The 20,655-nt window shown below is 54.1% G+C and carries 24 protein-coding genes; 15 read left to right on the top strand and 9 right to left on the bottom strand.

Features of this window, described 5'->3' with window-relative positions:
- Positions 1-11: 11 nt before the first annotated feature.
- Positions 12-806 (top strand): phytanoyl-CoA dioxygenase family protein, encoded by a 795-nt coding sequence (locus tag QZ279_RS06705; RefSeq protein ID WP_293449435.1) that lies wholly within the window; start codon positions 12-14, stop codon positions 804-806.
- 53 nt (positions 807-859) lie between these two features.
- On the opposite strand, the gene gap (QZ279_RS06700) is transcribed toward QZ279_RS06705, so the two are convergent.
- Both gap (QZ279_RS06700) and gap (QZ279_RS06695) read right to left on the bottom strand, forming a co-directional pair.
- Positions 860-1,861: a type I glyceraldehyde-3-phosphate dehydrogenase gene (gene gap / locus QZ279_RS06700; RefSeq protein ID WP_293449433.1), complete on the bottom strand. Its 1,002-nt coding sequence runs from the start codon at positions 1,859-1,861 to the stop codon at positions 860-862.
- 339 nt (positions 1,862-2,200) lie between these two features.
- The gene (gene gap, locus QZ279_RS06695; protein WP_293449431.1) at positions 2,201-3,205 is read right to left on the bottom strand and encodes a type I glyceraldehyde-3-phosphate dehydrogenase; all 1,005 of its coding nucleotides are present in this window, start codon (positions 3,203-3,205) and stop codon (positions 2,201-2,203) included.
- Between the two features lie 235 nt (positions 3,206-3,440).
- On the opposite strand from gap (QZ279_RS06695), the gene QZ279_RS06690 reads away from it, so the two are divergent.
- A complete protein-coding gene (locus QZ279_RS06690) occupies positions 3,441-4,397 on the top strand; it encodes a DUF808 domain-containing protein (protein WP_293449429.1) in 957 nt (318 codons plus the stop codon).
- Positions 4,398-4,448: 51 nt separating this feature from the next.
- Here the strand turns inward: QZ279_RS06690 and QZ279_RS06685 are convergent, their stop codons facing one another.
- On the bottom strand, positions 4,449-5,555 hold the full coding sequence (locus tag QZ279_RS06685) for a class I SAM-dependent RNA methyltransferase (RefSeq protein WP_293449428.1): 1,107 nt from the start codon (positions 5,553-5,555) through the stop codon (positions 4,449-4,451).
- A 43-nt stretch (positions 5,556-5,598) separates the two neighbouring features.
- Entirely contained in the window at positions 5,599-7,620 is a 2,022-nt protein-coding gene (gene tkt / locus QZ279_RS06680; RefSeq protein ID WP_293449427.1) for a transketolase, read from the bottom strand.
- 212 nt (positions 7,621-7,832) lie between these two features.
- Here tkt and QZ279_RS06675 point away from each other — a divergent pair, with 212 nt between their 5' ends.
- The 10 genes from QZ279_RS06675 (at position 7,833) to QZ279_RS06630 (ending at position 15,111) form a co-directional block, all read left to right on the top strand.
- Complete coding sequence (locus QZ279_RS06675; RefSeq protein ID WP_293449426.1) at positions 7,833-8,384, top strand: hypothetical protein; 552 nt, start codon at positions 7,833-7,835, stop codon at positions 8,382-8,384.
- Positions 8,377-8,772: a cell division protein ZapA gene (locus QZ279_RS06670; protein ID WP_293449424.1), complete on the top strand. Its 396-nt coding sequence runs from the start codon at positions 8,377-8,379 to the stop codon at positions 8,770-8,772. The genes QZ279_RS06675 and QZ279_RS06670 overlap by 8 nt, the downstream gene beginning before the upstream one ends.
- 31 nt (positions 8,773-8,803) lie before the next feature.
- On the top strand, positions 8,804-9,133 hold the full coding sequence (locus QZ279_RS06665) for a Dabb family protein (protein WP_293449422.1): 330 nt from the start codon (positions 8,804-8,806) through the stop codon (positions 9,131-9,133).
- 166 nt (positions 9,134-9,299) lie between these two features.
- On the top strand, positions 9,300-10,031 hold the full coding sequence (locus QZ279_RS06660; protein ID WP_293449421.1) for a 50S ribosomal protein L21: 732 nt from the start codon (positions 9,300-9,302) through the stop codon (positions 10,029-10,031).
- Positions 10,032-10,043: 12 nt separating this feature from the next.
- Positions 10,044-10,313 carry a 50S ribosomal protein L27 gene (gene rpmA / locus QZ279_RS06655; RefSeq protein WP_293449419.1) on the top strand — a complete coding sequence of 90 codons (270 nt, stop codon included), beginning with the start codon at positions 10,044-10,046 and terminating at the stop codon, positions 10,311-10,313.
- A gap of 191 nt (positions 10,314-10,504) precedes the next feature.
- The gene (locus QZ279_RS06650; RefSeq protein ID WP_293449417.1) at positions 10,505-11,107 is read left to right on the top strand and encodes a LysE family translocator; all 603 of its coding nucleotides are present in this window, start codon (positions 10,505-10,507) and stop codon (positions 11,105-11,107) included.
- A complete protein-coding gene (locus tag QZ279_RS06645) occupies positions 11,104-11,655 on the top strand; it encodes a GNAT family N-acetyltransferase (RefSeq protein ID WP_293449416.1) in 552 nt (183 codons plus the stop codon). The genes QZ279_RS06650 and QZ279_RS06645 overlap by 4 nt, the downstream gene beginning before the upstream one ends.
- Positions 11,656-11,706: 51 nt before the next feature.
- A complete protein-coding gene (gene obgE, locus QZ279_RS06640; RefSeq protein WP_293449414.1) occupies positions 11,707-12,744 on the top strand; it encodes a GTPase ObgE in 1,038 nt (345 codons plus the stop codon).
- Positions 12,732-13,832, top strand: coding sequence for a glutamate 5-kinase (proB, locus tag QZ279_RS06635; RefSeq protein WP_293449412.1), 1,101 nt, complete (start codon positions 12,732-12,734; stop codon positions 13,830-13,832). Before obgE ends, proB begins: the two co-directional genes overlap by 13 nt.
- A 13-nt stretch (positions 13,833-13,845) precedes the next feature.
- A complete protein-coding gene (locus tag QZ279_RS06630; protein WP_293449410.1) occupies positions 13,846-15,111 on the top strand; it encodes a glutamate-5-semialdehyde dehydrogenase in 1,266 nt (421 codons plus the stop codon).
- A 2-nt stretch (positions 15,112-15,113) separates the two neighbouring features.
- On the opposite strand, the gene QZ279_RS06625 is transcribed toward QZ279_RS06630, so the two are convergent.
- Both QZ279_RS06625 and QZ279_RS06620 read right to left on the bottom strand, forming a co-directional pair.
- Entirely contained in the window at positions 15,114-15,383 is a 270-nt protein-coding gene (locus tag QZ279_RS06625; protein ID WP_293449466.1) for a histidine phosphotransferase family protein, read from the bottom strand.
- 54 nt (positions 15,384-15,437) lie between these two features.
- Positions 15,438-15,722: a hypothetical protein gene (locus QZ279_RS06620; RefSeq protein WP_293449409.1), complete on the bottom strand. Its 285-nt coding sequence runs from the start codon at positions 15,720-15,722 to the stop codon at positions 15,438-15,440.
- A gap of 26 nt (positions 15,723-15,748) precedes the next feature.
- Between QZ279_RS06620 and QZ279_RS06615 the strand changes: the two genes are divergently transcribed.
- The 3 genes from QZ279_RS06615 (at position 15,749) to QZ279_RS06605 (ending at position 17,675) form a co-directional block, all read left to right on the top strand.
- A complete protein-coding gene (locus QZ279_RS06615) occupies positions 15,749-15,934 on the top strand; it encodes a DUF3553 domain-containing protein (protein ID WP_293449407.1) in 186 nt (61 codons plus the stop codon).
- A 128-nt stretch (positions 15,935-16,062) separates the two neighbouring features.
- On the top strand, positions 16,063-16,833 hold the full coding sequence (locus QZ279_RS06610; RefSeq protein ID WP_293449405.1) for a GNAT family N-acyltransferase: 771 nt from the start codon (positions 16,063-16,065) through the stop codon (positions 16,831-16,833).
- Positions 16,830-17,675: a lysophospholipid acyltransferase family protein gene (locus QZ279_RS06605; RefSeq protein ID WP_293449404.1), complete on the top strand. Its 846-nt coding sequence runs from the start codon at positions 16,830-16,832 to the stop codon at positions 17,673-17,675. The genes QZ279_RS06610 and QZ279_RS06605 overlap by 4 nt, the downstream gene beginning before the upstream one ends.
- On the opposite strand, the gene grxD is transcribed toward QZ279_RS06605, so the two are convergent.
- The 3 genes from grxD to purL form a co-directional block, all read right to left on the bottom strand.
- Positions 17,672-18,034 (bottom strand): Grx4 family monothiol glutaredoxin, encoded by a 363-nt coding sequence (gene grxD, locus QZ279_RS06600; protein ID WP_293449403.1) that lies wholly within the window; start codon positions 18,032-18,034, stop codon positions 17,672-17,674. The two genes, QZ279_RS06605 and grxD, sit on opposite strands and share 4 nt — an antisense overlap.
- A gap of 33 nt (positions 18,035-18,067) precedes the next feature.
- Entirely contained in the window at positions 18,068-18,304 is a 237-nt protein-coding gene (locus tag QZ279_RS06595; protein ID WP_293449402.1) for a BolA/IbaG family iron-sulfur metabolism protein, read from the bottom strand.
- Between the two features lie 68 nt (positions 18,305-18,372).
- Positions 18,373-20,532: a phosphoribosylformylglycinamidine synthase subunit PurL gene (gene purL / locus QZ279_RS06590; RefSeq protein ID WP_293449401.1), complete on the bottom strand. Its 2,160-nt coding sequence runs from the start codon at positions 20,530-20,532 to the stop codon at positions 18,373-18,375.
- Positions 20,533-20,655 lie beyond the last annotated feature (123 nt).

Raw genomic sequence — 20,655 nt, 5'->3', positions numbered from 1 at the left:
GGAATAGGGCGATGCATCCACTGGTAACTGAAGCGCAGGTTAACGCCTTCCAACGCGACGGCGTTATGTTGATCAAGGGTCTGTTTGCAGATCATGTGGAAACGCTGCGCAAAGGCGTGCAGCGCAACATTGACGAACCCGGGCCGTATGCGGCGGAAAATCTAAAGGCGGGTGAGGGTGGACGTTTCTTTGATGACTATTGCAATTGGTCGCGGATTTCTGAATTTGAAGAGGTCGTGTGCACGAGTGCAGCAACCGAAGTGGCCGCGGATTTGATGCGGTCAGACACGGTTCAAATGTTTCATGACCATGTGCTTGTGAAAGAGCCGGGCACGTCCAAGCCGACTCCGTGGCACACGGATGGGCCGTATTATTTTGTTCAAGGCCAACAAACAGTTAGCTTTTGGTCGCCGCTTGATCCTGTGGCCGAAGCAACCTTGCGCTGCGTCGCGGGATCACACCTTTGGGAAAAGCCTGTGTTGCCAACGCGTTGGTTGTCGGAGACGAATTTTTATCCTGACGAAGATGCGTATATGATGGTGCCTGATCCAGATGCTGAGGGCATGGACGTACGCGAGTATGACATGGAACCGGGGGACGCAGTGGCGTTTAACTATTCAATCTTGCACGGGGCGCGTGGCAATGAAACCGGCCTGCGCCGTCGTGCGTTTTCGCTACGATTGTTGGGGGATGATGCGCGCTATGTGGAACGTCCCGGCCCAACATCGCCGCCATTTCCGGGGCATGATATGATCGCGGGTCAGCGTCTGCGCGAGGATTGGTTTCCTGTGCTCTACCGTCGGTAAGCTGGAACAGAAAAAGGGCACCCTATTTCTAGGATGCCCTTAACTTTAATGCGTTACAGGAATTTGCCCATTGCTACGGCCGTGTCAGCCATGCGATTAGAGAAACCCCACTCATTATCGTACCACGCTAGGATGCGGCACATGTTGCCGTCCATGACTTTGGTCTGATCTGCCGCAAAGATTGAACTGTGCGGATCATGGTTGAAATCCATGGAGACCAGTTTGAGGGCGTTGTACTCCAACACGCCTTTGAGAGGGCCGTTTGCAGCGGCTTCGATGGCTGCATTGATCTCTTCGACAGTCACATCACGGTTGGTTTCAAAAGTCAGATCAACGGCAGATACGTTCGGCGTCGGCACGCGGATTGCGACACCGTCCAGCTTGCCCGCAAGTTCTGGCAGAACCAGACCAACGGCCTTTGCGGCACCTGTAGAGGTTGGAATCATGCTCATAGCGGCTGCACGTGCGCGATAAAGGTCACTGTGCATTGTATCGAGCGTGGGCTGATCGCCTGTATAGCTGTGTACGGTTGTCATGAACCCGCGCTTGATGCCGAACGCTTCGTTCAGAACGCTCGCAACGGGGGCAAGACAATTGGTTGTGCAGGACGCGTTAGAAACGATCAGATCATTCGCGCTGAGAACATCGTGGTTCACACCGTAAACAATTGTTTGGTCCGCGCCTTTAGAAGGGGCCGATACCAACACACGGCCTGCACCGTTTTCAAGGTGAATGCTGGCTTTGTTTTTAGCCGTGAAAACACCCGTGCATTCCATCACGATGTCGATGTCTTTCCAAGGCAGATCAGCAGGGTTACGAACTGCTGTCACTGCAATTGGATCACGGCCGACATCGATTGATGTGTCTGTGTGCGAAACAGGAGCAGGAAAGCGGCCGTGAACGGAATCGAATTGCAACAAATGCGCGTTGGTTGCCACAGGGCCAAGATCGTTGATCGCGACGACTTCGATGTCTGTGCGTCCACTTTCAATGATCGCACGCAGTACGTTACGGCCGATGCGGCCAAACCCGTTAATTGCAACTTTCAAAGTCATATCTGGTTCCTCATGCATGGAAATTAAGTTAGCGCTAACAATTGCAAATGCAGGGATATGTCAAGGGGCAGGGGGCACTTGTGACGAGATCAGCGCCAGAATGCGATCCATTCCGTGAACTCTGTGAATTTTCGCGCCAAAAACAGCAAATTCACTCCATCCGTCAGAACAATATCTGTGATGATCAGGATCGTGACGAGTAAGCCGAGAAAAATGGCAAGAGGATTGGCATACTGCTCTCTGCTTATTTGGGTGGGCGCAGGATGCGTCAACGGTGCTCAAATGCCAAGGCGCAAATGAGCGGTTGGTTATGATCGAAGGGTAGAGCGTTACAATCTCTTACTGGTTCAAACGACCGAGCGCGGCAGCAACATCCGCCATACGCGCAGAGAAACCCCATTCATTGTCGTACCAAGCCAAAACGCGCACGGTGCGTCCGCCAACAACTTTGGTCTGGTCTGGCGCAAATATGCAGCTGTGTGTGGTGTGGTTGAAATCGATCGAAACCTTGGGTTCTGGATCGTAGGAAAGGACCGCGCCCATATGGCCTGCTGCGGCCTCTTTGACGATCGCATTGACCTCTTCGACGGTAACTTCGCGCGCTGCCTCAAACGTCAAATCGACGGCTGAAACGTTCGGCGTCGGAACGCGCATGGATGTTCCGTCTAGTTTGCCCTTGAGGTTTGGCAGCACCTCGCCAAGTGCTTTTGCAGCACCTGTAGACGTCGGGATCATTGCCATCGCGGCCGCACGTGCACGGTAGAGATCTTTGTGACGGCGGTCCAACATTGGCTGATCGCCCGTATAGGAATGAATCGTGGTCATGATCCCGCGCTCAATCCCGATTGCGTCGTCGAGCACTTTAGCAAGCGGCGCAAGGCAATTGGTCGTGCAGGACCCATTTGAAATCATGGTATCCCCAGCAGCCATATCGCGGTGGTTCACACTGTAAACAATAGTTCTTTGAACGTTCGTCGCTGGGGCAGAAATCAGAACGGCCTTTGCGCCGCGTTCAAGATGAACACTGGCCTTGTCGCCATCGTTAAATTGGCCTGTACATTCCAGAACCACGTCGCACCCCGACCAATCGAGCTCTTCTGGTTTATAGGTCGAGAACATTTCCATAGGGCCGCGCCCTAGATCCATCGTGTTGCCCACGACCTTTACGTCACCGGGAAAACGTCCATGGACACTGTCATAACGCAGTAAATGTGCGCTGGTTTCGATCGGTCCCGTCGCGTTGACCTTGATCACCTGAACATCGTTGCGGGATGCTTCCGCGATATGCGCAAGTGTAGATCGCCCGATACGGCCAAAGCCGTTGATGCCTAGTGTGACGGTCATGGTAGTCTCCTCGAAGTCTGACGTTCCCTTAGGGTCGGTATAGACGGGCTTGGCATGGGCGACCAAGGTTAAAAACGCCTATTGGCAAGGTGTTAGCGGTAAACGTTGCAGTCAAACTCATGTTGGCGCTAACGATTTGAGATGCGCGCATTCATGATTGCGGTAACATGGGTTTCATCGTGTTTCGGCTGGGGCAATTGTCGATTCGAAGAGGCTAGAGTTTGAGGAGAGCAGTATGAGTGGATTGGTGGCTTTGTTGGATGATGTGGCCGCAATTGCAAAGATTGCAGCCGCCTCGATAGACGATGTTGCGGCGAACGCGCTGAAGGCCGGAAGCAAAGCAGCAGGCGCAGTCATCGACGACGCCGCTGTCACGCCCAAATACGTCCAAGGCTTTGATGCATCGCGCGAATTGCCGATCATTTGGCGCATTGCACGTGGGTCGCTTATAAACAAACTATTGATCTTGTTGCCGGCCGGCTTGACGTTGTCTGCCTTTGCGCCTTGGCTGATCCCGCCGCTATTGATCCTTGGGGGGGCCTATTTGTGCTTTGAAGGGGCCGAGAAGATTGCACATTGGCTCTTTCATCACGAAGGTACCCACACAGACGCATATGAGAGCGGGGACCCGGCGCATTTAGAGGAAGAAAAGGTAAAAGGCGCGATCAAAACGGATTTCATTCTGTCGGCCGAGATTATGACGATTTCCTTGGCAGCTATTCCAGAAGGCAGTTTTGGGATGGAAGCTGCAACGCTAGCCGTCGTTGCGATTGGAATTACGTTTGCGGTTTATGGATCTGTTGCACTGATCGTGAAAGCGGATGATCTTGGGTTGGCAATGTCCGCCCGCGGACGGTTTGGCCTGACGCGCGGCTTGGGACGCGCGATCGTGAAAGCGATGCCTATGGTGATGAAACTGTTGTTGGTTGTTGGTACAGGCGCGATGCTTTGGGTCGGGGGATCTATCATCATACACGGTTTGAAGGATCTGGGGTGGAAGACGCCCTATGCAATGATCCACGACTTCGCGGTAAGGATTGCGGCACGTGTGCCTGAGAATTTACATGGGCTTGTCGAGTGGAGTGTCACAGCTTTTGCAGACGGGATACTTGGATTGGCCTTGGGCTTGGCGCTGATCCCGGTCGCAACCAAGGTAATTGCGCCGATTTGGGGTGCGATTTTCAAAAAGTAAGGCTGGGGGCCAGCCCCCAGACCCCCGAAGTTTATTTAGAAAGATGAAGGGTTACATGAGCGCTTTGGTTTGATGCAGTCGTACTTTGAGACCACCATGTGGGATCGGTGCGCTTGTGTCGCTGAAGGCCAGGTTTGTCGTGTGCGCAAGGCCCGTGTCGGTTGTGATGATGGCAACCCGCCAGCCTTTGAAGCGGTCGTTCAAGGTTTTCCCAAGTGAAGCATAAAGCGCGAAGAGTTGTTTTTTATCGCCGATCCGCGCGCCGTAGGGTGGGTTGAGAATAACGAGGCCAGCTGGGCTGTCAGGGCGCTGTAGATCACTGATGGACGCGCATGTGAACGTGCATAGGTCGCTAAGGCCTGCGCGTTGCGCATTGGCTGTTGCGTTCTGGATCGCGCCATGATTGCGATCTGAGCCGTAAAAACGGGTGGTGATATCGTTTGTAAGTTTAGCGCTGCGCAGGTCCGCCCAGCGGTCTGGCATAAAACTGGCAAGTTGTTCGAACGCAAAGCTGCGTGTGCGTCCGGGCAGCAAGCCTTGAGCGATTTCTGCGGCCTCTAACACGAAGGTTCCAGAGCCACACATAGGATCGAGCACGGGTTCTGTGCCATCGTAACCGCTCGCACGCAGGAACAACGACGCGAGGCTTTCGCGCATGGGGGCTTTGCCAACAGCCTCTTTATGGCCGCGTTGGTGGAGCGGTGCACCTGAGGTGTCGATGGAAAAGGTGCACATGTTATCCTCGATGCGCACCATGATCTTGACCGCGTCTTCAGACGCGATTGACGCGCCGAGGCGTTCTGCAATGGCTTTTTCGATCCGCTCTTTGGCGGCACCTGCGTGATAGACCTTGGATTTGCGCGTGGTGACGTCGACCCGAACCGGGATGTCTGAACGCAGAACTGAATGCCAATCGATATCGCGGGTTTGCTTTTCGAGCTGGCTTAGATTGAAGCAGCGGAAATTGGCAAACCGCGCGAGAATTCGGGACGCTCCGCGCAATGTCAGATTGGCGCGCATGACGTTGGGCCAAAGGCCGGCGAATTGGACGCCACCGGGCACCGCTGTTGCGCCTTTGAAGCCAGCCTCTAAGGCTTCGGCTTCTAAGTATTGCTCCAGCCCAGGAGGGCAGGCGCAAAAAATTTCAAAGGGCTTCATTTGAAAGCCGGGGTAGGGTGCGTGGTTTCACGCACCTTACGTTTCAAAGTCCCAACAACGCTTTGACTTTGGCGACTGCGGCCTCGGCCGTGATGTCGAAGTGCGCGTATAGCTCGTCCGCGGGGGCAGACGCTCCAAAGCTGTCCATGCCCACGAAATCAGCCTTTGCGTCGCGGCCACGCTCGGCCAGAAGCCAGCGATCCCATCCCATACGCACACCTGCTTCAATCGCAACCCGAACAGGACCGCCTGGAAGAACGCGCTTGCGATAAGCCTCGTCTTGATCCGCGAACAGCTCCATGCATGGCATGGACACAACGCGCGTTCCGATGCCCTCAGCTTGCAGCATATCGCGTGCCTTGAGCGCGATTTCGACTTCGGAACCTGTTGCCATCAGGATCGCCTGACGCTTGCCCTCGGCATCGGCCAGAACATAGCCTCCTTGGGCGGTCAGGTTCTTTGTCTTATGCTCAAGGCGCACAGTCGACAAGTTCTGGCGGGACAATGCCAAAACAGAAGGTGCTGTTTTAGACGTCAATGCGATTTCCCAGCTTTCCGCTGTCTCAACCGTGTCCGCAGGGCGGAACACATACGTGTTGGGCGTGGCGCGTGAAATTGCGAGGTGCTCAACGGGTTGGTGTGTCGGGCCGTCTTCGCCAAGGCCGATGCTGTCGTGGGTCATCACAAACACAGTCGGCACTTTCATCAACGCCGCAAGGCGCATCGCAGGACGCGCATAGTCGGTGAAGCACATGAACGTGCCGCCGTAGGGACGCATGCCGCCGTGCAGAGCCATGCCGTTCATCGCGGAGGACATGCCGTGCTCACGGATGCCCCAATAGATGTAGCGACCACCGCGATTGTCGACGTCGAACACGCCCATATCGCCAGTCTTGGTATTGTTGGACCCTGTCAGGTCAGCCGAGCCACCAACAGTTTCTTGCATGATCGGGTTCACGATCTCGAGCGTCATTTCAGAAGATTTACGCGTTGCAACTTTTGGCGCGCTCTCTGTGATATGCTTTTTGAACGCTTTGATGGTTGCGGCCAGCTTCTTGGGGGCGTCTAACGCATAGGCACGCTCGAATTCAGCTTGCTTGCCAAGTGGCAGTGTCGCGAACCGTTCGTTCCATGCGGCGTGCTCAGAAGCACCCCGTGCGCCAATGGCTTCCCATGCGGACTTGATGTCGGCAGGCACTTCGAAAGGACCTGATGTCCAACCGTAGAGCGCTTTGGCTTGAGCCATTTGCTCTTCATTGGTCAAAGCACCGTGGCCTTTAGACGTGTCTTGTGCTGCGTGGCCCAACGCGATGTGTGTTTTGCACGCGATCATGGATGGCTTCTTGGACTTTTTGGCAGCCGTCAATGCTTCGTCAATCTCAGCAGGGTTGTGGCCGTCGATTTCTTGAACATGCCAGCCGGACGCCTTAAAGCGCATGACTTGGTCTGTGCGATCAGACAATTCAACTGTACCGTCGATGGTGATGTTGTTGTTGTCCCAAAGCACGATCAGTTTACTAAGCTCGTGGCGCCCAGCAAGGCCGATTGCCTCTTGGGAAACGCCCTCCATCAGGCATCCGTCGCCTGCGATGACGTATGTGTTGTGGTCCACGACCTTTTTGCCGTAGCGCGCGCGCTGAATTTCTTCTGCCATCGCAAAGCCGACGGAATTTGCAATACCCTGACCCAAAGGACCCGTTGTTGTTTCAATCGAGTCTGCGAGGAAGTTTTCGGGATGGCCAGCAGTCAAAGCACCTTTTTGGCGGAAGTTCTTCACTTGATCGAGCGTGATCTGCTTGTCGCCCACAAGATAAAGCAGGGAGTAGAGCAGCATAGAGCCGTGACCTGCGGACAGGATAAAACGATCGCGGTCTGTCCAACGTGGCGCGCTTGCGTTGAACTTCAGGTGCTTTTCGAACAGGACGGTCGCAACATCAGCCATGCCCATTGGCATACCGGAGTGGCCAGAATTGGCGGCGTGAATAGCGTCCAAAGTCAGCGCGCGGATGGCGGCGGCCTTGTTCCAGTGATCGGGATTGGCGGAGCGGAGGGCTGCAATATCCAAAAGGGTCGTCCTTTGTGAGAGGCTATATATCAAGCGTGGTCTTCGCGCGCTCAATACCAAGCCAGCGGCAAAGATCAAGCGTGTCGCATAAGGTACTGACACCAAAGGAATGGCGCATTTAGTGACCCGCTTGGCTAATGTAAAAAAAAGCGACACAATCAGGCGATTCGTGCGTAACGCGAAATAGCACTTGAACGAGATAGGAGAGCACGATGAGCGATACCACCGAGCTCGAGCGCCGGATTACTGCGGCGCTGGATCGAATTGGCACTGGTTTAGATGGATTGGCGGCAGCTGCGCCTGAGGGGCCTGACCCAGCCGAAATGCAAGAATCTTTAGACATCGCAGGTGCGCGCGCCGAGCAACTTGAGTTGGCCTTGAGCGATGAGAAACTGGCGAATGCACAGCTGGAAGAGCGGCTGAAGTCGGTGCGTGAGAAATCTGAACGCTATGCTTCTGCGATGGACATACAAGCGCTAGAGCAACAAAGAACGACTGCTAAGCTGGACGCTGAACTGCAACGTTTGCGCCGGGCCTCCGAAGATTTGCGTCAATCCAACCTCAACCTGCGCGACGCGTTGGAAAAAGGTTTGGACGAACCACATCTGATAAACAAAGCAATGTTAGCAGAGCTTGAGACACTGCGAGCGACGCGCTCGGTTGAAGTGGCGCAGGCAGATGCTCTTCTTGCGGCGCTTGAACCTTTGGTGAAGCGGGCTGCAAACGATGCCGAAAACGGCGACAAGGAGAATACCGATGCCTGAGGTCGCAATTTCCATCGGCGGACGTCAATTTGAAGTGTCATGCCAAGAGGGTGAAGAACAGTTCCTGCACTCTGCCGCCAAGATGCTAGATACAGAGGCGCAAACACTTGCCAGCCAGATTGGCCGCATTCCAGAACCACGCATGTTGTTGATGGCAGGCCTTATGTTGGCTGACAAAACAGCAGCTATGGAAAAAAAAGTAAATTCTGTTGAGCAACAACTCGTAGGGGTTCAGGCTGAGTTGACAGCGCTCAAGAACCAACCAGCCCCCGCACCAGAGCGGATTGAAGTCCCCGTTATTCCAGCGGGCGTGCGTGAATCACTTGCAGAAATCGCCGCGCGCACGGAATCCTTGGCGTCCGCCATCGAAGAAAAGGGGCAGGCGTAACGCCTGTCTCACCGCACTCAAGGATGCAGGCATGATACTTCACGCAGTTTATTGTGATTTTTTGCCGGACATCTCTGAGGCTGACAAAAACTCGATCTTTCAAAAACTACAAACCTTCTCAGGTTCGTTGGACGGCGTCGTGTCATTCGATTTCGGTCCAAACCGCGATTTTGAAGCCAAATCCAAAGACTATAGCGATGGTTTTCTCATTCGCTTCACGGACCCCACGGCGTTAGAGCGGTATGCAACACACGCAACGCACCAAGTACTTGGCAGCATTTTAGTCAGCATGTGCCGAAATGGGGCGGACAGCATTATGGTCTTCGATATTGAGGTTGCACAAAGCCTGCCAACCGCTTGACAGCACAGGCGCAAGACCGCATAAGCCGCGAACTTGCGACGGGATTCCCTTTCGCGGGCTAAATTCAATGACGCACATATGGTGCGCGCTGTTTATGGGTGGGGTTCCAATCCCCGACAAACGCCGGCAACGGGACCCTAGAGACGCGGAAAACAAGGAAGACGCAATGTTCGCGGTTATTAAAACTGGCGGCAAGCAATATAAAGTACAGTCGGGCGATATGCTACGAGTGGAAAAGCTAGCTGCAGATGCGGGTGAAACCGTACAATTCAATGAAATTCTGATGCTGGGCGGCGACAAGACTGTCGTAGGCGCACCTATGGTTGACGGCGCTGCTGTTCAGGCCGAGGTCGTAGACCAGATCAAAGGCGACAAGGTTATCAACTTTGTTAAGCGTCGTCGTAAGCATGGTTCCCAGCGTACAAAAGGTCACCGTCAAAAGCTGACTTTGATCCGCGTTGGTGACATTCTTGCGTCCGGCGGCGACAAGTCTGGCGTGAAAGCAGCGATCGGCGCTGGTTCTGTGGCAGGCGTGGCAATCGCCGCAGTTGCTGCAAAAGCCGCTCCTAAGAAAGCTGCTCCAGCGAAAAAAGAAGCCGCGCCTAAGAAGGCCGCTGCTCCCAAGGCCGCAGCAGCACCCGCTGTAGAGGTTGCTGGAGTAGAGCCAACAAATCTGCTCAAGGAAGCACGTGGCGGCGTTGCAGACGATCTCAAGCGGATCTCTGGCGTTGGACCAAAGCTGGAAGGCACGCTGCACGAAATCGGTGTTTTCCACTTCGACCAAATTTCAACTTGGGGCCCAGCAGAGATTTCCTACATGGATGATCGTCTGTCTTCCAAAGGCCGCATCGAACGCGACGACTGGATTGCGCAAGCAAAACAGTTCGCAGCTGAATAGGAGTAAGACCAAATGGCACATAAAAAAGCAGGTGGTTCATCCCGTAACGGCCGCGACTCAGCTGGTCGCCGCCTTGGTGTGAAACTTTACGGTGGCCAAGCGGCTATCTCTGGTAACATCATCGTACGCCAGCGTGGCACAAAGTTCTGGCCAGGCGAAGGCGTTGGTCTTGGTAAAGATCACACGATCTTTGCTGTGACAGACGGTGCGGTAACGTTCCATAAAGGCCTTAAAGGCCGTACATTCATTTCGGTGCTCCCAGTTGCTGAGGCCGCTGAATAAGCCGTTTTGAATAGCTAAGACATTCAAGGGATCGGCGGAAACGCCGGTCCTTTTTCAATTTAAACATTGGTTGTATGATGGGAAGGTTGTTTGATGTTCACATGCGTTAATCTTACAGCGTTGCTTCAGAAATGCAGTGCAACTTCCCGATTTTTCGACGAAAAATCGTTACGATCTCGGGGAGTGATTTGATGTCAGTCGCCGCTGGAGCCTTTCTTATTTTCGCCGCATCCCAAGTCGGCACGCCGGGTCCCGCCAATATGGCGCTTATGGCGACGGGTGCGCGTTTTGGGTTCAAAGCGGCATTGCCTTTTGTGGCCGGCGTTGCGTTTGGCAAGCAGTTGATCATATGGCCCATTGGCTTTGGCTTGATGAGTTTGGCCGCAACCGTGCCGTGGCTTTTCATGGCTCTGAAATATGTTTCTGCCGCTTACATAATTTTCCTTGCATGGAAAGTTGCGAACTTGCGCCTGAACACAAAATCTGAAGCGAAAGCACCGGGTTTCGCAGCGGGGCTGATCGTGCACCCACTCAATCCCAAAGCTTGGGCTATGATCGTGGGCGGGTTCACCGCGTTCGTCGAAACCGGTACCCCGACGCTAGAGGCAACGGCTGTAATCGCAGCGTGCCTTCTCGCGTGTCAGATCGTGTTGCACCCTATCTGGACCTTTGCAGGCCATAAGATCGCACAAACAGTCGCGGGAACGCAGATGGAAGTTTATTTAATGTGGACGCTAGCGGCCCTTACAGTCGCCTCCGTCTTGTTTGTTTTGTTTGCCGGAGCTTCGACATGAACCAGCCTATACATGATATGATACGTGAACCGCAGCTTGTGATCGAAGGCGAAAACCTGACGCTACGCCCTTTGCAGTCGTCTGATACTGGACTGATTGAAATGCACCGTGGTGATCTTCGCGTTGCGAAAATGACTAGCGATATACCCCATCCTTTGCCGCCCGGCGCGACCCAAGCGTTGCTGGATCGTGCAAGTGATGCAAAGCGCGAGCAAGATTTTTGGGCGCTAGATCTCAGCAAGCATGATGGTCCTGAATTGGTTGGCCTCGTTAAGCTTAACCGTCTCGATCCGTTTCAGTCGGAGGTCAGTTATTGGGTTGTTCCAGCTTATTGGAACACCGGGTTGGCGTCAGATGCGGTTACGACTTTGATCAAGGCCAATCCGCTGGACAACAAAACTATGTTTGCTTCCGTATTTCAGGACAATCCTGCCTCTGCGCGGGTTTTGACCAACGCGGGTTTTGCTTATGTCGGCGATGCGGAGAAATACAGTGTTGCGCGCGATGCGAATGTGGCGACTTGGACCTACTTACGAAAACTCGATTGAGCAACTGACCGGCTTTGCGTAGAACGCGCATAAGCAATAGAAAGCAATGACATGAAATTCTTAGATCTCGCCAAAGTCTACATCCGTTCTGGCGGCGGCGGTGGCGGTTCTGTCAGCTTTCGCCGTGAGAAGTTTATCGAATACGGTGGCCCGAATGGGGGCGATGGCGGCGGCGGTGGTTCTGTTTGGGTCGAAACCGTCGATGGCTTGAACACGCTGATTGATTTTCGCTATCAGCAGCACTTTTTTGCCAAAAGTGGGCAGCCGGGTATGGGGCAGGGTCGTACGGGTAAAGATGGCGATGACATCATCTTGCGCGTGCCTGTTGGTACAGAAATCATGGACGAAGACCAAGAAACGGTCATCGCGGATATGTCTGTGCTTGGCGAACGCGTGCTGATTGCTAAAGGCGGCAACGGTGGTTTCGGCAACCTGCACTTCAAATCTTCCACAAATCAAGCCCCCCGCCGCGCAAACCCGGGTCAAGAAGGGGTTGAGCGTACGATTTGGTTGCGCCTGAAGTTGATTGCGGATGTTGGTCTGTTGGGCTTACCGAATGCGGGCAAATCTACGTTCCTTGCAGCGACCTCAAACGCACGCCCCAAGATTGCGGACTACCCGTTCACCACGTTGCACCCGAATTTGGGTGTTGTGGGTGTGGACGGTGTTGAATTTGTGGTTGCTGACATTCCGGGTCTGATTGAGGGTGCACATGAAGGCGTTGGTCTTGGCGTTCGTTTCCTTGGGCATGTAGAACGCTGTGCGGTCTTGCTGCATTTGGTTGACGGCACGTCCGAGGACGTCGCGCAGGATTACAAAACCATCATTGGCGAACTTGAGGCCTACGGTGGCGATCTTGCGCTAAAGCCGCGCATTACGGTCTTGAACAAAGTCGACGCGCTTGATGACGAAATGCGTGCAGAGGCGAAGGCCGCGTTGGACAAAGCCAGCGGCGGTCCTGTAATGGAAATGTCTGGTGCGGCACAATTGGGCACGACGGATGTGCTGCGGGCTTTGCGCGCACAAATTGACGACGATCGTCTGCGCGCTCACATTGGCGAAGCAGAGGATGAACCGTGGAGCCCTTAAGCACTGCCAAACGTGTTGTTATTAAAATTGGCTCTGCCCTTTTGGTCGAGCAGGGATGCTTGCGCAATGCGTGGCTAAAAGGCCTAGCGGACGACGTCGTCATGCTGCGCTCACGTGGGACAGACGTTGTGCTCGTGTCCTCTGGATCAATCGCTTTGGGACGCGGGGCGCTTGGGCTGCCAAGCACTGCGCTTGCGCTGGAACAAAGTCAGGCGGCCGCGGCTGTTGGTCAAATCCGCCTTGCGCGCGCTTATGAAGAGGCGCTTGCGCCGCATGGCATCACAACCGCGCAGGTTCTGGTCACACTTGAAGACAGCGCAAATCGACGTCGCTACTTGAATACACGTGCGACGCTGGAACAATTACTGAGCCTCGGCGCAATGCCGATTGTAAATGAAAACGACACGGTTGCGACGGATGAAATCCGGTTTGGTGACAATGACCGACTGGCCGCGCAAGTGGCTGTCACAGTGGGTGCGGATCGTTTGATCTTGCTCTCTGATGTGGACGGGCTTTATACAGCGAACCCCTCTATCGACCCCAGCGCGACACGTTTTGATGTTGTGGACGATATCACGCCCCAGATCGAAGCGATGGCAGAGGACGCGACATCCTCGCTGTCCAAAGGTGGTATGAAAACTAAAGTGATGGCGGCCAAAACGGCCACGTCTGCGGGCTGTGCTATGGCGATTATGGAAGGGTCCGTCTTGCGCCCCATTCACGCGCTTGAAGCAGGGGCGAATGCGACGTGGTTCACAGCGCAACTTGACCCGCATGCAGCGCGTAAAGCATGGATTGTAGCGATGAAACCCCAAGGGTCTGTGCGTTTGGATGCAGGTGCCGTGCGCGCATTGAATGCTGGAAAAAGCCTTTTGCCTGCGGGTGTTACGGATATCATAGGCGTGTTTGAACGCGGTGACAGCGTGGCGATCGAAGATCCAGATGGCCGTACGCTTGGGCTTGGTTTAACGCGCTACACAAGTGCAGAGGCAAAGGTCATCAAAGGCCACCAAAGCCACGAAATTGAAGAATTGCTTGGCTATGCAGGCCGCGCAGCGCTTATTCACAGAGACGATATGGCACTATAACATGGAGGCCGCGATGAAAGATTTTGATAGTATTCCAGCCTTGATGGCAGACATTGGTGCGCGCGCGAAAGCGGCATCAGCGTCACTGGCCAGTGCATCGGCAGAGCGCAAACATGCAGCCCTTATTGGGGCTGCAGAAGCGGTATGGAAAACCCGTGATGCGATCATCCAAGCGAATCTGCTTGATCTGGAATATGGCCGCGAGAAGGATCTGTCAGATGCGATGATGGATCGTTTGATGTTAGATGAACCCCGCATTCAAGGCATTGTTGATAGCTTACGTGCGGTCGCCGAACAGATCGATCCAGTTGGCGAAGTCATAGCAGAATGGGATATGCCATCAGGCTTGCACATCCGACGCGTGCGTACGCCTTTGGGTGTGATTGGCGTGATCTATGAAAGCCGTCCAAATGTAACGGCTGACGCGGGCGCACTGTGCTTGAAATCAGGCAACGCCGTGATTTTACGCGGTGGATCTGAGAGTTTTCATAGCTCCAGCGCGATCCACGCGGCAATGGTTGACGGCGCAGTGAAGGCGGGCCTGCCTGCAGATTGCATCCAACTTGTGCCCACTCGCGATCGCGCAGCAGTGCAAGAAATGCTGACCATGACAGATACGATTGATGTGATTGTGCCGCGTGGGGGCAAGGGCTTGGTCGGTCTTGTTCAGCGCGAAGCGCGCGTGCCCGTGTTTGCTCATCTTGAGGGGATCGTACACATCTATTTGGATGCCGCAGCGGACCCCGTTAAAACATTGAACGTTGTGCTAAATGCTAAGACGCGGCGCACTGGGATTTGTGGGTCTGCGGAGTGTTTGCTGATCCACAAGGACGTCGTTGATACGATTGGCCACGGATTGATCCGCGCGTTGATCGATGCGGGTGTCGATGTTCGCGCAGAGGGTTCTCTGAGTTCAATTCAAGGTACGACACCCGCCCAAGAATCTGATTTTGGTCACGAATTTCTTGATATGATCATCGCGGCGAAGGTTGTTGATGATATTGATGGCGCGATTTCCCACATTCGCGAATTCGGATCGAACCACACGGATTGTATCATGACCGAAGATGACCGCGCCGCCGCTCAGTTCTTTGCGCAGCTCGATAGTGCAATTTTGATGCGCAATGCGTCCACCCAATTTGCGGACGGGGGCGAGTTCGGCATGGGCGCTGAGATCGGGATTGCCACGGGAAAAATGCACGCGCGCGGCCCTGTTGGAGCAAGCCAATTGACCAGCTTCAAATATCTTGTTGAGGGCGATGGCACGACCCGACAGTAAGGTTACACCAGCAAGTTAACCGATGCATCGTTCTGGGAAAATGCGACACGTCGACCTTGTGCGTTGGCGTGCATTGGAAGCAAGAGAAATTGCACATGTGCGGGGATCGTGTCTGCGTGGTTTTTTTGGTCTTTTGAACCAGCTTCAAAATAGCTCCAAAGATCGGGATCGATCAAGAAGCGCTCACTCACAAGGTCTAATTGCCACCGCCCGTTTGTGTGACTGATGGTGACTTGACCACCGTAGGGCAGGGCTTGTTCGACGCATTGAATAGCAAGGAAGGTGATGAATTTCGCTGCGTGTCAGGTCTTCTAGAGGCTGCCATATCAGCGACAGGCGCGAGCCACGTGTGGTATCGCGCAAGATCGATGAACCTCAGAGCGTCCCAAAAATTGGGTTTCGCTCGGCGCGCCGTATGCGATGCGAAAGAAGCGGATGCGCGCATTAGTGGCGTCGACGCTTTCAGAAATCAATGCCATTTCGGGACTGCTGGCCATGCCTGACATGGACAGCAGCTCCATCCCATTGTTTATCGCGCCAATTGGGCTAATGAGGTCATGGCAGATACGTGACCCTACCAACGCTGCAAATTCCAAGCTATGTTCGTTCATCTGATCCTCCTGAAAGAATGAAGGCAATGACTGACATGAATGCGTTTCTTGAACCCGGAATGTTGGTGCGTAACCCAAGCGCACCAGAATGGGGCATTGGCCAAGTGCAATCCGTGATTGATGGACGCATCACGGTTAACTTTCGTGAAATGGGAAAAATGGTCATTGAGGGCTCTCGCGTTTCTTTGGATCCTGTCTTTGATGCGGGTTGAAGGTTAAGATTGTGTAAACACCTAAAAGTTGAGCTAACACACGTCAAGATAGGTGCACGCAAGTGCTTGTATTCAGACGAGGCATTGCCTAAATCTGCGGCAGCAGAGGTGAAGGATTGCTTGGGCACATGGCGCAACCAGATTTTAAAGTGATCTTTGCCAACTCCAAGGCCGATGTGCGCGTGGCGCAAACCTTGCGTTATGATGTATTTGTTGAAGAACTTGGGGCCGTTGGTACATGCGTTGATCACGCGCAACGTCTTGAACAAGATCACTGGGACCCACATTCCAAGCATCTGCTCTTGCTAGATTGCGCGCGTGGTGGCGATGTCGCGACCCAAGCTGTGGGTGTATATCGTCTGCTTGATACGGTCGGTGCTAAAGCGGCAGGGGGCTTTTACGCAACGCGTGAGTTTGATCTGACACCGTTGCTAACGACACAAGGCAGGGTGCTAGAGCTTGGCCGATCCTGCTTGCATCGTGATTATCGTGGCGGAACCGCGATGTTTCACCTTTGGTCCGCGCTCGCGGCGCATGTTTTGGATGAAAAATACGATGTGCTGTTCGGCTCTGCCAGCTTTCGTGGCACTGATATGAACGCATTATCTGCGCCTTTGTCGCTGTTACATCACCGCCATTTAGCCGTGGCGCACCTGTGTCCAACCGCGCGAATGCCGTTTATGGAAATGGGGCTGATTGCCGAGGGCGCGCTTGATCGAAAAGCCTGCATGACGCAAATCCCCGCATTGATAAAAGCCTACTTGCGGCTTGGCGGGTGCGTCGGTGCGGGGGCTTACTTGGATTTCGATTTCAATACGACGGATGTGTGTATGATTTTGGATGTCGCACAGATGAATGTGAAACAACGCAGTCTTTACACGCAGGAGCGCGCGCAATGACCCCAACGTGGCAAACGGATGACGCGGGCACAGTGGATCTAAGTCAGATTGGCGTGATGGGCTGGCTGCGCTTTGGCGCGCGCGCCGTTCCAATTATTGTGTTGATCTTTGTGTGCCTGATTGCGCTTTTGGCGTTGCGCCTGATCGAAGTCCCGTTTTTTGGGATGCGCCGTCCGGTGACGCCCTTCATTGCCCAGTTTGTGTGCCGTAACGCGTTTCGCATCATGGGCATGAAATTCACCACGAAAGGCGCGCAGATGACGCAAGCGGGCGCGGTTGTAGCCAATCACAGTTCGTGGCTTGATATCTTTTCGCTGAACGCTGCGGCACGTGTTTATTTCGTGTCCAAGTCAGAGGTCGCCAAATGGCCTGGAATTGGTCTGCTGGCGCGCGCGACGGGCACCGTTTTCATTGCGCGCGACCCACGCCAAGCGCGCGCGCAGAAAGAGGTGTTTGAAGACCGCTTGAAAGCGGGTCACAAGCTGCTGTTCTTTCCAGAGGGAACATCGACGGATGGTCAGCGCGTTCTGCCGTTCAAATCGACACTGTTTGCGGCCTTCTTCACGCCAGAGCTAAAGGAAATTCTTTGGGTTCAGCCAGTTACAGTTAACTACGTGCACCCCGACGGCGAAGAGAACCGGTTTTATGGGTGGTGGGGCGACATGGATTTTTTCCCGCATCTGATCAAAACGCTGGCTGTGCGTCGATCTGGAACGGTGGAAGTAATCTATCATCCACCATTGCGTGTGGCAGAGGCGGAAAGCCGTAAATCAATGGCCCTCGCGAGCGAGAAAATCGTGCGCAGCGGTCATCATATCGCCGCGCACGAAATTTCTGATTAAGCGTTGGATTCGCGAATTTTGTTCGCAGCATCCTTGTCATACGTCACGGCTTGTTCGTCGAACAACGTGTCCAATTCGCCTGACAAAGTCATCTCAGTGATAATATCGCAGCCGCCAACAAATTCGCCTTTGACATACAACTGTGGAACCGTTGGCCAATCAGAGAAATCTTTGATGCCTTGGCGGATGTTTTCATCAGCCAATACGTTCACGTCTTGAAAGTCCACGCCCATGTAGTTCAAAACACCAGCCACACGGGATGAAAATCCGCACTGTGGCATCTCTTTGGTGCCCTTCATGAACAACACGACAGAGTTGTCAGTGACGGTCTTTTGGATGGTTTCTTTAACGTCGCTCATTGTGATCTCCAGTTGCGCATGTGCGCGTAAAACTTAGCTAGGGGCTTTTGTCGTCAGGGCCAGCGCGTGCAATTCACCTGCGCTGCCGTCCATTTTACCCTTTAGGGCAGCATAAACAGCGCGTTGTTGTTGAACGCGGTTCTTGCCTTTGAAGGAAGCATCGATGACTTCAGCCGCGTAGTGCTGGCCGTCGTTGCCTTGCACGGTGACTTGTCCGTCGGGAAAGCCTTCGCGCAGAAGTGCTTCAATCTCTTGTGCGGTGATCGCCATGGATCGTAACCTTTCTTAATTTCGTTGCTCCGAATGTACGAGCGGGGCAGGCCGCAAGCAAGTGGTGCTTATGAAAAGAGCGTTGGAAATACGCTCTCTGACATTGCTTTCAACTCGGCCAAAGGCGCAGATGATCCACCCATCGTGACGTCCTCGCCGCCGAACTTGCCAACAAACGCCAATGTGACGCCTGCTTGACCCGCTGCAATCATCAGCGCTTCGGCTTGGTCGAAATTGCAGGCAATCAAGTAGCGCGCTTGGTCTTCGCCGAACAAGTCTGGCGTATCGCCGCTATCAAGTGTGACACCTACGTCAGCGGTTGCTGCCATTTCGTAGGCTGCCAGCGCAAGACCACCGTCAGACAAATCTGTACAGGCTTTGATCCAGTCGCGGTTGGCGCGGATGAAATCGCCGTTCTTTACTTCTGCTGCCAGATCCACATGTGGCGCGTCACCGTCAGTGCGGTTGAACACTTCGTTAAGCAAAGCGGATTGGCCAAGATGGCCCTCGGTCACACCCACAAGGATCGCAACATGACCCTCGCGTACATCTGCGTTAATCAATTCGTCTTCCGAGTTCAGCAACCCAACGGCACCAATTGTCGGCGTTGGCAAAATGCCTGTGCCATCGGTTTCATTGTAAAGCGACACGTTGCCCGACACGATAGGCATATCTAGCGCAGTTACCGCTTCGCCGATGCCTTGGATTGCGCCAACGAACTGGCCCATGATTTCTGGCTTTTCAGGATTGCCGAAATTCATATTGTCTGTTGTCGCCAAGGGCTTCGCGCCCACAGCTGTGAGGTTACGGTACGCTTCGGCAACGGCCTGTTTCCCACCCTCAACAGGGTTCGCCATCACATAGCGCGGGGTCACATCGGATGTGAATGCCAGCGCCTTAGGTGTACCGTGCACACGCACGATACCAGCGCCAGCACCGGGAATACGGATCGTGTCACCCATAACTTGCGCATCATATTGTTCGAACACCCAGCGTTTTGACGCATAGTTGGCCGTTGAAAGCAGCGCCTTCAATCCGTCAATTGGGTCAATCTGTGGGACATCTTCCAGTGGATCAGCCGCAGGTGTTGCCACCCATGGGCGATCATACTCAGGTGCGGAAGACGCGAGTTTGCTCAAGGGCAAATCAGCCTTCATTTTGCCGTTGTGCATGATGAGAAAGCGATCTTCTTCAATTGTTTCACCCACGATTGCGAAATCAAGGTCCCATTTGTCGAACACGGCTTTCGCTTCTGCTTCCAGCTCGGGTTTCAGAACCATCAACATGCGTTCCTGAGACTCAGACAGCATCATTTCATAGGCAGTCATGTTGGTTTCACGCACGGGTACGCGTTCCAGATCAAGGCGCACACCAAGGCCACCCTTGTCGCCCATTTCAACCGCAGAACAGGTCAGACCAGCCGCGCCCATGTCCTGAATAGAAATCACAGCGCCCGTTTGCATCAGCGCTAGCGTGGCTTCCATCAGGCGCTTTTCGGTGAATGGATCACCGACCTGAACAGTGGGGCGCTTTTCTTCAATCGTGTCATCAAATTCCGCAGACGCCATCGTCGCGCCGCCAACACCGTCACGACCCGTTTTCGCACCCAGATAAACAACAGGCATGCCAATACCTGAGGCCGCCGAGTAAAAAATCTTGTCCGTATCCGCGAGACCCGCCGCGAACGCGTTCACAAGGCAGTTGCCATTGTAGGCCGGATCAAAGCGCACTTCACCTCCCACCGTGGGAACACCAAAGCAGTTGCCGTAACCACCAACGCCCTCAACGACGCCGTTCACAAGCTGGCGCGTTTTGTGGTGGGATACCTCGCCAAAGCTAAGCGAATTCATCGCCGCAATTGGACGCGCGCCCATCGTGAAGACATCGCGCAAGATGCCTCCAACGCCCGTCGCCGCACCTTGATAGGGTTCGATATAAGAGGGGTGGTTGTGGCTTTCCATTTTGAAAACAACCGCTTGACCGTCGCCAATATCAACAATACCTGCGTTTTCGCCGGGGCCGCAAATGACCTGAGGGCCCTGCGTAGGAAGTGTGCGCAGCCATTTTTTGGAGGACTTATAAGAGCAATGTTCGTTCCACATGGCCGAAAAAATGCCAAGTTCTGTGTAGGATGGCTCGCGGCCAATCAGCCCTAGAATAACTTGATATTCGTCAGCGCTTAGCCCGTGCGAGGCGATCAGATCAGTGGTAATGGCAGGTTCTTGCATCCAGTTTGGTCCCCAAAACGTGAAGTTGCGCGTCTCATACTGACAAAGCGTCCTAGGGGCAATGCGACAGGATGTTCATTTCCCGCGTTGACCTGTCTTGGGTTTTGGATTGATGTGGGCGCA

Origin of the sequence: Planktotalea sp. (assembly GCF_018607965.1) — a bacterium.
GTDB lineage: Bacteria > Pseudomonadota > Alphaproteobacteria > Rhodobacterales > Rhodobacteraceae > Planktotalea.
This window is presented reverse-complemented; position numbering and strand designations above follow the sequence as displayed.

Bases quoted from the DNA above. Each gene is read 5' to 3' on its own strand.
- QZ279_RS06705 (WP_293449435.1), top strand. From the start codon at position 12: ATGCATCCACTGGTAACTGAAGCGCAGGTTAACGCCTTCCAACGCGAC.
- gap (WP_293449433.1), bottom strand. From the start codon at position 1,861: ATGACTTTGAAAGTTGCAATTAACGGGTTTGGCCGCATCGGCCGTAAC.
- gap (WP_293449431.1), bottom strand. From the start codon at position 3,205: ATGACCGTCACACTAGGCATCAACGGCTTTGGCCGTATCGGGCGATCT.
- QZ279_RS06690 (WP_293449429.1), top strand. From the start codon at position 3,441: ATGAGTGGATTGGTGGCTTTGTTGGATGATGTGGCCGCAATTGCAAAG.
- QZ279_RS06685 (WP_293449428.1), bottom strand. From the start codon at position 5,555: ATGAAGCCCTTTGAAATTTTTTGCGCCTGCCCTCCTGGGCTGGAGCAA.
- QZ279_RS06675 (WP_293449426.1), top strand. From the start codon at position 7,833: ATGAGCGATACCACCGAGCTCGAGCGCCGGATTACTGCGGCGCTGGAT.
- QZ279_RS06670 (WP_293449424.1), top strand. From the start codon at position 8,377: ATGCCTGAGGTCGCAATTTCCATCGGCGGACGTCAATTTGAAGTGTCA.
- QZ279_RS06665 (WP_293449422.1), top strand. From the start codon at position 8,804: ATGATACTTCACGCAGTTTATTGTGATTTTTTGCCGGACATCTCTGAG.
- QZ279_RS06660 (WP_293449421.1), top strand. From the start codon at position 9,300: ATGTTCGCGGTTATTAAAACTGGCGGCAAGCAATATAAAGTACAGTCG.
- rpmA (WP_293449419.1), top strand. From the start codon at position 10,044: ATGGCACATAAAAAAGCAGGTGGTTCATCCCGTAACGGCCGCGACTCA.
- QZ279_RS06650 (WP_293449417.1), top strand. From the start codon at position 10,505: ATGTCAGTCGCCGCTGGAGCCTTTCTTATTTTCGCCGCATCCCAAGTC.
- QZ279_RS06645 (WP_293449416.1), top strand. From the start codon at position 11,104: ATGAACCAGCCTATACATGATATGATACGTGAACCGCAGCTTGTGATC.
- obgE (WP_293449414.1), top strand. From the start codon at position 11,707: ATGAAATTCTTAGATCTCGCCAAAGTCTACATCCGTTCTGGCGGCGGC.
- QZ279_RS06630 (WP_293449410.1), top strand. From the start codon at position 13,846: ATGAAAGATTTTGATAGTATTCCAGCCTTGATGGCAGACATTGGTGCG.
- QZ279_RS06620 (WP_293449409.1), bottom strand. From the start codon at position 15,722: ATGAACGAACATAGCTTGGAATTTGCAGCGTTGGTAGGGTCACGTATC.
- QZ279_RS06615 (WP_293449407.1), top strand. From the start codon at position 15,749: ATGACTGACATGAATGCGTTTCTTGAACCCGGAATGTTGGTGCGTAAC.
- QZ279_RS06610 (WP_293449405.1), top strand. From the start codon at position 16,063: ATGGCGCAACCAGATTTTAAAGTGATCTTTGCCAACTCCAAGGCCGAT.
- QZ279_RS06605 (WP_293449404.1), top strand. From the start codon at position 16,830: ATGACCCCAACGTGGCAAACGGATGACGCGGGCACAGTGGATCTAAGT.
- grxD (WP_293449403.1), bottom strand. From the start codon at position 18,034: ATGAGCGACGTTAAAGAAACCATCCAAAAGACCGTCACTGACAACTCT.
- QZ279_RS06595 (WP_293449402.1), bottom strand. From the start codon at position 18,304: ATGGCGATCACCGCACAAGAGATTGAAGCACTTCTGCGCGAAGGCTTT.
- purL (WP_293449401.1), bottom strand. From the start codon at position 20,532: ATGCAAGAACCTGCCATTACCACTGATCTGATCGCCTCGCACGGGCTA.